The sequence below is a fragment of the Bacteroides pyogenes genome (assembly GCF_014196225.1).
GTDB classification, from domain to species: domain Bacteria; phylum Bacteroidota; class Bacteroidia; order Bacteroidales; family Bacteroidaceae; genus Bacteroides; species Bacteroides pyogenes_A.
In genome coordinates, this window is record NZ_JACIDI010000005.1 from 1 (window position 1) to 11,534 (window position 11,534).

Annotated in this window: 7 protein-coding genes; all 7 read right to left on the reverse strand. The window is 50.3% G+C overall.

All coding sequences use genetic code 11. The annotated features are described in order from the left end of the window. Positions 1–179: 179 nt before the first annotated feature. Positions 180–3,311 carry a cyclically-permuted mutarotase family protein gene (locus tag GGR07_RS04355; RefSeq protein WP_021644835.1) on the reverse strand — a complete coding sequence of 1,044 codons (3,132 nt, stop codon included), beginning with the start codon at positions 3,309–3,311 and terminating at the stop codon, positions 180–182. Beyond that, positions 3,308–3,973 carry an SGNH/GDSL hydrolase family protein gene (locus tag GGR07_RS04360; RefSeq protein ID WP_021644834.1) on the reverse strand — a complete coding sequence of 222 codons (666 nt, stop codon included), beginning with the start codon at positions 3,971–3,973 and terminating at the stop codon, positions 3,308–3,310. Before GGR07_RS04360 ends, GGR07_RS04355 begins: the two co-directional genes overlap by 4 nt. 84 nt (positions 3,974–4,057) lie before the next feature. Beyond that, positions 4,058–6,214, reverse strand: coding sequence for a family 20 glycosylhydrolase (locus tag GGR07_RS04365; RefSeq protein ID WP_021644833.1), 2,157 nt, complete (start codon positions 6,212–6,214; stop codon positions 4,058–4,060). Positions 6,215–6,216: 2 nt separating this feature from the next. Further along, entirely contained in the window at positions 6,217–7,860 is a 1,644-nt protein-coding gene (locus GGR07_RS04370) for a sialidase family protein (protein ID WP_021644832.1), read from the reverse strand. 168 nt (positions 7,861–8,028) lie between these two features. Then, positions 8,029–9,102 carry an SGNH/GDSL hydrolase family protein gene (locus tag GGR07_RS04375; protein WP_021644831.1) on the reverse strand — a complete coding sequence of 358 codons (1,074 nt, stop codon included), beginning with the start codon at positions 9,100–9,102 and terminating at the stop codon, positions 8,029–8,031. Beyond that, complete coding sequence (locus GGR07_RS04380; protein ID WP_034542345.1) at positions 9,099–10,115, reverse strand: phosphodiester glycosidase family protein; 1,017 nt, start codon at positions 10,113–10,115, stop codon at positions 9,099–9,101. Before GGR07_RS04380 ends, GGR07_RS04375 begins: the two co-directional genes overlap by 4 nt. A gap of 3 nt (positions 10,116–10,118) precedes the next feature. Then, the gene (locus GGR07_RS04385) at positions 10,119–11,534 is read right to left on the reverse strand and encodes a DUF5009 domain-containing protein (RefSeq protein WP_021644829.1); all 1,416 of its coding nucleotides are present in this window, start codon (positions 11,532–11,534) and stop codon (positions 10,119–10,121) included.

Here is an 11,534-nt window from a genome sequence, read left to right on the forward strand (position 1 = left end):
GCAACTTCTTCTCGTGTCATCATAAGTTTTATTTTTGGGCACAAAGATACTGGTCGAAGAGATTGCAGAAAATACGTGGTTTACCGGAGGCTTACAAACAAACAGAGCCTCCGACTGAAACAAACAGAGCCTCCGATCCGTCCGATCAGAGGCTCTGTTCGTTTTTAGCAAAGTATGGTTTACGGAAAACTGATTTTGATGATTTCCGGAGTCCGGATTCCCGGTTTCAATTCGCCGTTGATTGAGAAGAACCGGTTGCCGATTCCAACCAATGCCGCTCCCGCGCGGGCGGTCGAAGAAGTCTCCGTTATCTCTTGCCATTCATCGCTCCGTACATTGTACACCAGTACCTTGCGGTTGAAACGGTACCACTCGGCGGGGTGCAGCAAATAATCTTTTGCCGGGGCGCGGAGAGCCGACAGAAAGATATCTTTATTCACCCCTCCCATGCAAAGGATAAGGCTGTCGTTCATCGCCGCCGCCACGCCGCCGCCCAACGACACGCTCTCTCCGTCGTCGCCCGCAGGTGCGGCAACGGGAATCCACCGTCCCGAAGAGGGGACATACGCATAGCCGTCGACGGAGAGGGTCGGTTCTTTCCCGTCCGCCGCAGGCGCGAAACCGCCCCAAAGGTAGAAACAAGATTCCTTCCCGTTGTGTCCGACCGCCGAAACGGGCTGTATGCGCGGCGGACCGGGAAAATCGGGAAGCGACTGCCACCCTTCGGACAAACGTTGCAAGTCGAGGCATAAGAACGTGTTCGAAGGCTTTCCGTCACGGTTGCCTCCCGCCACGAAAATCCGCTCTCCCGAAAGCGAAGCGGTGAAGTTGTCCAAGGCAAAAGGCAGCGAGGGCAACGGCTCTGCGAACGTCCGCCGCCGCGACTCGTCCCACCGAAGGCGGTACACACCGTTCATCGCGCCTTTTTGATTCGTTCCTCCGATGCAAACCACTCCGTCGGCAGCGGTTACCGCCGCCCCGTATGCGGCAGGAGCAGGCAGCTCGCCCACCTTTCTCCACACGAAAACAGAGTCGGCATCGAAGTCCGCCGCATATACATGGCGGTAATACTTCTTCTTCCCGCCCTGAGCGGCCGGGACGCCGGGGAAGTTGCAACCTCCCGCTATCAGCAACCGCCCGCTAAGGATGCCGGCATAGCAAGCGGATACCCCCTTGTCGAAACCTTTCTCCCCTTTCGGGAATCCCTTCATCGCCTGCATCCGGATATCGCTTGCAGGAGTCTGCCGGACTTCGGCACGGAAACCGGAAGCGGGAAGTCCCGCTCCGTTCACCAGATTGGCACGGGTGAAAGGTTCCCACGCATAACGCACGTAACGGGGACGCGCCACTTTGTCGGCATATACTTTTACTTTGCCGCCCGCCACTTCCGCCTTTGCGGGATAGTAAAGCCCTTCCGTCTCCGCCAACTCGAAGGAGCGCAAAGGCATGCCGTCGGCACTGCCCATCGCCTCGCCGTAATCGAATGTCAGCCGGACGGCTCCTTCACGAAAATCGGCGCTACGGAACAAAGGACCGGAAGGCACTACCGTTTCTTTCCCGTAAGTACTGTGCAACGCCCAACGCGCCAACCGCTCGCCTACCGGTTTCTTGTCGGCGGGATGAACGTTCAGCGAATCGCCCCGATCGGTGCATACCGCCATGCCCGTATATGGAACGGAAGCCATCAGCCTCCGCTGACTGTCGCGGAACCAAGGCCACGAAGGACGGTGGAGGCTCGAAAGCTGCACGTAATAGAAAGGCATGCTTTCATTTTTCCAGTTTTCACGCCAACTGCGGACCAGCAACCGGAAAAGCTTTTCATGCGTTGTTTCGTTGTGGGCATTCGATTCTCCCTGATACCAGATGACTCCTCTCAGCGGGTATCGTTGCAGCGGAAGAATGCCCGACTCGAACAGGTAACACGGCTCGTAAGGATGCCGCGCGTACTTGCCCGCGCTTTTTTTCAGGTTGAGCGCAGCCCTTCCGCGTACCCAATCCTGAATATAATCGTTTTGCATCCAGTCTTTCAGTATCGCCGGGAATTCATATTCCAGCGTGCGGCGGTCTATCCACGCCTCCGTGGGCGAACCGCCCACGGCATTGCAAATCAGTCCTACGGGAACTTGCAGGCTGTCGCGCAGCATCCGCCCGAAATGGTAAGCAACGGCGGAAAAAGCGGCGGCAGTGGAAGGAGTACATGGCTGCCAGCGGGTATCGGCATAATAGCGAAGGCGGTTGAGCGAGTCGAGCACGGCCGGCTCCCACTCCACCGCGTCGGTGCGCCAACGGGCTTTCATGTCGTAAAACATCAGCTGCTCGTCCGCAGCCTGCGGAATATCTTCTCCGGCGGAAGCCGCTTCTTTGAGCATAAACTCCATGTTCGACTGTCCGGAGCAAAGCCATACCTCCCCCACCCACACGTTGCGGAACTCAAACGAGCGGCGGGAACCGGCAATCTTAAGGACAAAAGGACCGCCCGCCCGCATCGGCAGCAAGTCCGCCTTCCATTTCCCGTCTGTTCCGGCACGTACATTCCGCTGCTGTCCGCCCACAGTTACCGTAACTCTTTCGCCCGCATCGGCAGTGCCGCAGATACTGAGCGGAACATCCCGCTGAAGCACCATATTGTCGGTATAGAGCGGCGAGAGTTTCAGTCCGCCGTAATCGCCCGTAACGGCGGAATAAACCGTTTTCGCAAGAAGCGCAGCCCCTTCGGCCGTAGGATGAACGGCATCGGGCAGTAAAAACGGATAAGGATAGAGTGGAGCGTGGAAATCGATGAGCCGGACGGAGGCGCAGCGGCCAACCGTTTCGATGGCTGCCTGTATCTCTCCGTGCCAATCGCGCGTGCCGGACAAGAAGCGCGGGTGTCTGTCGGCTATCGGCGTCATACGGGCAATCAAGATGCGGACATCCGGATTTGCCTGACGGAAGGCGTCTATCAGGGCTATGTAGTCTTTGACGAACGAGTCGCGAAAGTGAGGCCAGTCGCGCGGGTCGGTATCATTGATACCCAGATGAATGACTGCAATGTCGGGTGCGAATTCAATCGCTTTCCGGTACTCTTCCTGCCGGATATAGGGTCGATGCCCGCTACTCAGGAGCGTAGCTCCCGATTTCCCGAAGTTGCCCACTTCGTATCCGTCGCCCAACATCTTTTGGAGCCGGGCTGGATATGCCTGAACCTCCCGGTCGGGCAAACCGTATCCGTAGGTGATACTGTTTCCCACACAAGCAATTTTTATACGTTGCCGGGCAGCGGCAACCAGACAAACCAATAGGCAAAAAACGGCAAACAGGTATCTTTTCATCGCTTGTTCACGTAAGGTTTAACGATCTCCACCCACTTCAAATAGCCTTTTCCGAGCAGATGGAGCCCATCGTTGGTATATTCGGCTTTCATCTTTCCGGTCGCTCCGTCCACGAAATGCGAATAAAGGTCGATATACGTCGCCCCTTCCCTCCGGGCAAGCTCCTGCAACTGGCGGTTGATTTCGGGCACCATCCGCCACCGGGAAGTGTGTCCCTTAAACATCCCGAACTCGTCCGTCACCGGCAAAACGCTTTGCAGATAGAGCTTGGTGCGGGGGGAATCGCTTTTGATTTTCCGCACGATTTGCCCGATATGATTCGCAATGGTATCGGCAGAAGCGCCTTTGTTCACGTCGTTGATGCCTATGAGCAGGAATATTTTGGCGGGCTTTCCTTTCAGAATCGGAGCCAGCCGGTCGTAAACTCCCATGCAGACATCCCCGCTGATGCCGCGGTTCTTCACCCGTTTGTTACGCAGCAATTCCGCCCATTCGGCGCCGTTCGTGATGCTGTTGCCCAAGAAAACGATATCTTTGGACGATACCGGCAAGGCTTCGAAGAGCGTAGCTCGCTGATAGTAAAAAGTGGAATATTTCTTTTCCTGCGCATATCCCGACGCGAATGCCCAACATAGAAGGGCGAAGAGAAAAAGTCTTTTCATGATGATGAAAACAATAAAGATAGGTTATATAACGAATAGAAATAGCGGAACACGCTTTTCCGCCCTCACGACAGCCGCCGCGTTTTAAGGCGCAGGCAACTCCCGCTCCGGCGAATAGACCAGCCCGTCCGCCGCTCTCTCCCCGTCGGGGGTGACAAAGACGCAGGTAAACATCCACTTCACGAGCCGCACTTCGGGGGTTTGAAACCGTCCGACGGGCAGTTTCAGCAGCACTTTGTTCCATCCTTCGCGCAGGTTGACACGGAGAGGCGGACGTGCGACGCAGTTCTCGTTACCCAACGGTATCTCGTTGCTGCGCGTCCGGTGGGTCGCCGTCCACACGGGAGGAAGAATCTCCCGGTCGTTGATCCAGATGCGGCTTCCCTTATAATCCCACTGTCCCTGAGGCGGAGGAAGGTCGCTTTCCGACCGTCCGTAGTTCTGGAACTCCGCCCATAAGCCGACTTCCTGATTGCGGGGAGAATAAACATAAGTATAAGCATAAGCGGTATGATTCTCCCGGGGCGACTTATAGAACGCGGGAACCAGCGTGCCCCATACGTGACGCAAGTAGATGCCCGCTCCCACCGCCGGAGCGGTTCCGTAGGTTTTGCCTTCGTAAACGTAGCTTTCTTCCTGTTTTTCTTCCGGCGGGAACCGCATCGCGAGGTCTCCATGGTTGGGAAAAGCGTCGGTTATCCTCCACTTTACGTTTGTCTGCTTTACATAAGCGAACGGATAACCCGCGAATTTCGTCTGTTTGTACCACAGCATCCGTCGCTCGAAATCGGCAAATTCGAGAAATGTTTCCGACTGCCCGTCGACAGGAAGAATCGTTCCCCGCCCGTCGAAATACTCGCTTCCCCCGCCCAGCCACGCACGTTCGGCAATGGCAAGCATGGCGGGGTAAAAGTTGTTTTCGAGCAGCATGTTTTGCTCCGCCGACAGTTGACGGTCGTTCCATACACCCACAATCACCCCTGCGATATCGTCGCTCCCCGTTTCGGCGTTGTAAATGCGGCTGTTGTAAAGCGCCACCAAATCGCCGAACGTATCGAAATGGTTGATGTAGTGGAAACGGGAGTCGATGGCGGGAATGCCTTTCTGAGCCTTGCCCCGGTAACTCCACAACTGCGTCATGTCTATTTCTCCCGGTTGGTATTTCCATCCCGGATTCCATGAAATGACTTTTTTTCCTTTGGCGCGGACGTAGGATACCATCTCCGGCACGAAGCGGGGATTGGTGAATTCCACCTCATCGGTTCCGATATGCAGGTAAGGTACATCGAAGGTTTCGCAGACTTCATCCGTCAAAAGTTTCAGAATTCTCATTCCTTCCGGGCTTTGCATATCGTGGCGGAAGGTGCGCACGAAGGCTTCGCTATGTCCCGGCATATCTATTTCGGGAATCAACAGCACGTGGCGGGCTTTGCAGAAGGCGACCAGTTCTTTCGCTTCCTCCAAAGTATAATACTTGCCCGGAAGCCTCGTCATGTTGGCGCTGTCGTTTAGCATCGGGAAAATCTTGCTTTCGAGACGCCAAGCCTGATTCTCGGTGAGATGCCAGTGGAAGACGTTGATCTTGAATGCCGCCAATGCGTCGATCTCCCGCTTCAATTCCTCCAACGGAAGATACCCCCGCCCCACGTCGTGCATGAACCCTCGCATCCGGAAGGCAGGCCAGTCCGTTATCTCGCAACACCGGAGCGATGTCCGCTTACCTTCGGTTTCGCCCCACTGCGACAATGTCTGCATGGCACGGTAAACCCCGCAATCGGTCACCGCTTCTATGCGGATGCGACGCTTCTCTATACGCAACCGGTAAGCCTCCTGCTGATTGAGCGGCGCTTCATCGACGGCGGGAACAATAACCACTTCTATCAGCGATGACGCGCGATGATCCGTAGAACCGCCTTTTTGCCTGATCCACTCCTCCCATTCGGATTGCATGACAGGAGTTTTGAGAGCGACTCTGCCCAAGAGGAAACTCCCCTCTCCCGGCTGAAAAATCTGTGGTTTCGGCAGCAAATATGAATCTCCTGACAGCCGAAAGCGTGAATGCGGGATATACGCTTCTTTATACTTCGGCAGTAAATATGAATCTCCTGACGGGTGTTCGGGGTTTGCCGCGCGGACTTCGGGCAGATTCCGGCATAAAGTGTTGCCGCATGCCTCTACCTTTACCGCAAACGCGACGCAGAAAAAACCGCAAAGGAAAAACAACGGATAAAGACGCTTCATGACTACTTGGCGGACTTTACAATGTCTTTCAATTTCACCGCTTGGAAGGTCATGTGCGCCACGCTGCTTTCATACAAGATGCCTACGGTTTCCTTGTCGATCATGGTCAGACAAGTATACCCCCAGCCGTGTCCTTCGTCCAGCAACAGCTGGTTTTCGGGCAACCAGGTCACTCCTCCGTCCAAGCTTGCTTTGATGGTGATATGATGACGTCCCTTTGTCGTATTGGGATTGGAGAACAGCAGCACGTCACGGCCGAGTACGTTCTCGTTCGCCTTTACGTTGATGAGGCTCGCCATACATACCGACTCGGGCAAGCTCTTGCGTGAAGAAACATGTTCGGTCCATGTCTTTCCCAAATCTTTCGTTATGGATACGGCACGGCTTCCGCCTCGATTGTCGCGCATATTGAGCATCAAAACGCCCGGTTCTATCTCCGCTACTTGCGCTTCGGTGGTATTGGTACGCGCAAGGTTGTGCATCTTCCACGTCTCTCCGCGGTCTTTGCTGTACATGATAGCCGCATTCGGCACGCGGGTGGAATCGATAAACTGGGTGGGGAATACCAATGTGCCGTCGCTCATCGTTATTCCGCGACCGGGACCTTGAAGTAGGAAATACCATGACGGATCTTTCACCTGCTCCGTAACATTAATCGGCTCCGACCATGTCTTACCGTCGTCCGTGCTCTTTGCCATCACCAACTGGGCGGTATGATTCAAATCCATGCCGGGATGCGAGCTCCACCAGGCGCGTTGGTTACCCATGCCGTGCGTCCATGCGGCAACAATCCAAACGGTATTCGTCTTCGTATCCACTAAAATGGAAGGATCGCCCACTCCGTTTTGCGCGGCGGGGAGTCCGTCATACTCACCGAAAGCAAGAGGAAGACGCATTTTCTCCCATGTTTTTCCGCCATCGGTACTGCGGCTTAAGCCCACATCCACATGCTCCTGCAAATCGACGCTGGAGTTGTAACGGACATCGTACACCCCCAGTAAAGTTCCTTTGTTCGTAGTGACCAAACCCGGAATACGGAACGCTGCCGAACCGTCGTCGCCCGCATGGCGAACGCCGACTCCCATCCGATGCACGATCTGCTCGGGCGATGACGCATGCCATTGCGCTTCCTTTCCATCTATTTTCACGGAACACAGTTGGGAAGTTATTCGGGTAGTTAAGGAGGTTTCCGGCTTCATCTGCAAGCTGATCCAGAAAAAGTTGACACCGGGAAACAATTTGCGATCGGCTTTCAGTCGTACCTTTCCGGAGGGGCGGACAACCTCTGCGCATTTGACGGAATAAGACGGATTTGCTTGCAAAGTACCTGCCGTACCGCGATGGCTCGAGATATATTCCACCGGTGCAAAACGCTTTTTGTCGCGGTCTTGCAAAGCTTCCGTTCCTCCATAATATAGCTTGACAGCTTGTATATCGCTTGCCGAAGCGTTTTTACCGAAGTCCAACACAACCTCATCCAACACCCGGCTCTCTTTTGCATCCAACCGTAAATAAAGCAGCACATTGTCTTGTCGCTCTATCAGAACCGGTATTTGCGTCTCGTGCACAAATACAGTATCTGCTGCTTTCGCACAGAAAGCACTAATCAACAGAATAAAAAAAAGCAAATAACGTTTTTTCTTCATGATAAGGAAATTTATTTATTAATGCGACCAAAGATAAGACTTTTTTTGCTAAAATGAATCATCGCAACAAGAACAACCTTATTTTTGGCATTTTTCCTCTTTCACCTGAAATGATGTTTCAACATGTACAAGTGAGAAGCCCCAAACGTTTATCTGCTTTTTTGCATCTTATTCTATCAGGTTTCGTATAACCGGTGTCAATAAATCCGCATACCGCATCATGCCTAAATCCGTAAAATGAATACCGTCGACCGTGGCCTCACCATCTGTTCCGAGCATGTCTTTCGATGAAACCAGAATGATATTTTGTTCGTTTTTCTGTTTCAGCTCATTGAAAAGCATATTCAACACTTGATTCTTCGACTTCACCTCTTCAGCTATCCGGTTATCATACAAAGTGTGGGTAAAGATTGGATCTTCTACAAAAATGACAGGAGTAAGCGGTTGTTTATCGCGGATAACCTTATAAAAAGCCTCCATCCGCTCCTTCATCTGATCAACCGAAGCATTGGGAGCAAAATCCAGAATAATTGCAGACGCATCTACTTGAGCAATCACTTCTGCAACCTCTAAATCCAGAAAAGCGTTTCCACTGAAGCCGAGATTGATACATTCGCGATTCAATCTGCGTGATATAATATTGGTATGTGCCATCCCCGGACGGGAAGCACAACCGCCCTGCAAGATGCTGGTTCCGTAAAACACTATCGGTTTTCTGCGAACGGGAAGGTTTACCGCAGGTTGTTCTAAAAAAGACAAAGAATCGATTCCGATGGAGAGAGAACAGACACCATCGTAAAGCGGCAAATAAAGCATAAACTCTCTGTCTTCGACAGACATATTGGAAATAATGGTGGCTTCGTTCTTTTTACCTGTGGGCCATCCTGCATTGACAAAACGCCACTCGGCGTTTTTCTCCAGGCAATAAAGGTCCACTCCCTTTATACCGATAGAAGTCATATGGGCCATGCCATAATTTTGAAGCACTTCCCACCTTACAGCTATTTTTGTAGAATTAGTGCGAAAGCGCAAAGACATTCCCGCCGAATGACGACTTAATTTCCACAACTTCGGACGGGAAGTCTGCTCCAGCGAATCCGGCAACCGCGCATATCGCATATGAGTAGCTTGCGTCGCTTTCCCTAACAGCGGGAATGGAGCCGCGTCATAGTAAACGAGTTGTGCCTGTAACGTACATAAAAACAAGCACAATATACTGAAAGCAAATATCCTTTTCATCATCTGAGTCCAACAGCCGTTAATACCTTCCGTTGCTTTCCGTCACTTCCTTTAATGGTTTCCTTTCCGTTGACCAACATACAAGAAGAACCGCCTCCATCCAAATTCAACGCTTCTATACAACCCAGATTCTTCATGACGAGCGCCACATCCGCAGTTGTCAACCCCGCTACTGCTTCTGTCTGGTTGCGTCCTTCGCATACGAAGAGAATCATCTTTTTGTGCGGCGTGATACCAATTGCTGTACGGGGGTGATTGGCTGTAGCGCCTACTTCCAGCATCTCTTGCACATAAGTATTTTTAATTTCCCCTTTATTCAGCAATACAATGATTCCGCCGATAGCTGTTGTCGCTTCCAAAACCTCGGCATCGGCCGGAAAAGAGGCGGAAGGTACGGGCAGAGGTTCTTTCTTTATATCGTTTTCGGCGGGTGCGGGATAACAATAGTTAATTTTATCGGAAGTGAAATAGGTCCAAGTGGTTTTGAATGTGCCGTCTTTCATCTGACAAAAAGCTCCGATCGTAGGATGCCAAAACTTCACCCAATCTTTAGAATAGTAATTTTGGTTAGGAGCTGACATTTTTCCATCACGAATAACCATGTTCTGTGTATAATAGAAGCCTTTGGAATAGAAAAAGAGCCCGCCGTTTATAATTACAGGAGCTTTTGAAGACATATAGAATTCCGACGGAGTATGTACCGAACTCCCCCCATATCCTTTGGCTTTCTCGGAATACGCAATATCTCCCAATACCTCAAACTTAGCTTTCGACATATCGGCAACAGCTATATATGCAATTGCTTTCTTTCCCGATAATTTATCTGGCGATTTATATACCTTGATATAATCCGGAAGCTCCCCAAGATTATCAACAACTACCCATCCTTGCTGTACAATCGAAGGATTTTCTTCCTGCTCTTCTTCCCACTCCCAAGGGTGTTCAGGATAGCTTTCACTGCATGAACAAAAAGGAAGAGCAAACAATAGCATCATTAAGAATCGTCTGGTCATCATAAATCAAGTCCTCCAAAAACATTTTAATTTAGTAAACAATATTGTTATCAACAGAGCCAAAGAAGTCACGATTACTCCTCGTAAAAAGCCTAACCATGCATCATGCTCCAAATAAGACAAATATTTTCCTAATCCTGAAAGATTAAGTATCGGCATAACAACCAATTGTGTAGCAACATACGCAATCATTGGATTTTGTCCGGCATATTCCAATGGATGTGTTATTTTACTCCATGAATATATATCACACATGATGGAGAAAGCAATCATTGCCATAAAAGAGAGTCCTGACGTTAAGAAATAGTAGCTATATGTGGAAGGATCTTTACGAACTCCCCCTTCATAAGCTTCCCAGAAAAGTCCTAACAATAACAAATAGGCACCCACTCTCCACAGCTTATACCAATAATCAGCATTCTTCCCTTCGATTTGCAATAAGATATATAATATGTACAGCAATATAGATGTAAACAACAGATTAAACAGCAAATGACGAGTATAAAGCCCGTATAAATTTAATAGGATAATTCCTGCAGAACATAAAAGAATCCAAGGCATTCTTTTATGTTCATCCTTACTCATGGCAGTCTTCACTATTTCCGGACTGCTTTTTAACCATTCATAAAGATATTCGCCTGCGATTGTCCCGGGAATCACAATAAACAAGTATTTCAAGTAGGTAAATTGATACATCCATGGCAAAGGAGAAAAATTCATTATACTAAAATTCCATGATTGTTCATTTTCACTTCCCAGAAAAACACCCATGATAAATGGAAGTATAGCTATACGAAACCAAACTTTATTGATAGTGGTAAGATAAAGAAGAGAACCAAAAACAGCCATATTCGCTAATACCAGAATGATTATATTGCTGTAGCTAAGACTAAATTCTCTCCCATTGGCATAAGTAACGTTCAGCAACAATGCAATACCTATACAATAAGCCGATACTTTTATCAGCTTTCTCACATATTCCGGCATCTGAAAAGGAAATCTCATAAACATCGGAAACATCAGAGAAAATCCGAACAAGGCGATGCACCAAGAACGCGCATCCTGAGGAGAAGACAAGACATAAGGATATATGTGTTGGATAAAAACAGCAAAAAAGGTTAAGCGAAAACCTCTTACAATACAGTCATATGCTATCTTCCATCTTGAAATACCGTTCTTGTATTTATTACCTATTGAAAACGGGAAAGCGGCTCCCATAGCAAACAAAAAGAAAGGGAACACCAAATCGACCCAGGTGATTCCATATACAGACCCATCGAACACAAAGTTGGAACGAGGGCCTACCTGGGCATGATACATCCAACCGGGAAGTATTCCCCAAGCTATATTGGCCGAAAGCACCATTGTCAGAATAGCGTATCCCCGGAAGGCATCCAAAGAAGAAGCACGCAGACGATTCAT

What these genes read in the sequence shown, in the direction of transcription:
- GGR07_RS04355 (WP_021644835.1), bottom strand. Translation starts at nt 3,311, where the DNA reads ATGAAAAGATACCTGTTTGCCGTTTTTTGCCTATTGGTTTGTCTGGTT.
- GGR07_RS04360 (WP_021644834.1), bottom strand. Translation starts at nt 3,973, where the DNA reads ATGAAAAGACTTTTTCTCTTCGCCCTTCTATGTTGGGCATTCGCGTCG.
- GGR07_RS04365 (WP_021644833.1), bottom strand. Translation starts at nt 6,214, where the DNA reads ATGAAGCGTCTTTATCCGTTGTTTTTCCTTTGCGGTTTTTTCTGCGTC.
- GGR07_RS04370 (WP_021644832.1), bottom strand. Translation starts at nt 7,860, where the DNA reads ATGAAGAAAAAACGTTATTTGCTTTTTTTTATTCTGTTGATTAGTGCT.
- GGR07_RS04375 (WP_021644831.1), bottom strand. Translation starts at nt 9,102, where the DNA reads ATGATGAAAAGGATATTTGCTTTCAGTATATTGTGCTTGTTTTTATGT.
- GGR07_RS04380 (WP_034542345.1), bottom strand. Translation starts at nt 10,115, where the DNA reads ATGATGACCAGACGATTCTTAATGATGCTATTGTTTGCTCTTCCTTTT.
- GGR07_RS04385 (WP_021644829.1), bottom strand. Translation starts at nt 11,534, where the DNA reads ATGAATCGTCTGCGTGCTTCTTCTTTGGATGCCTTCCGGGGATACGCT.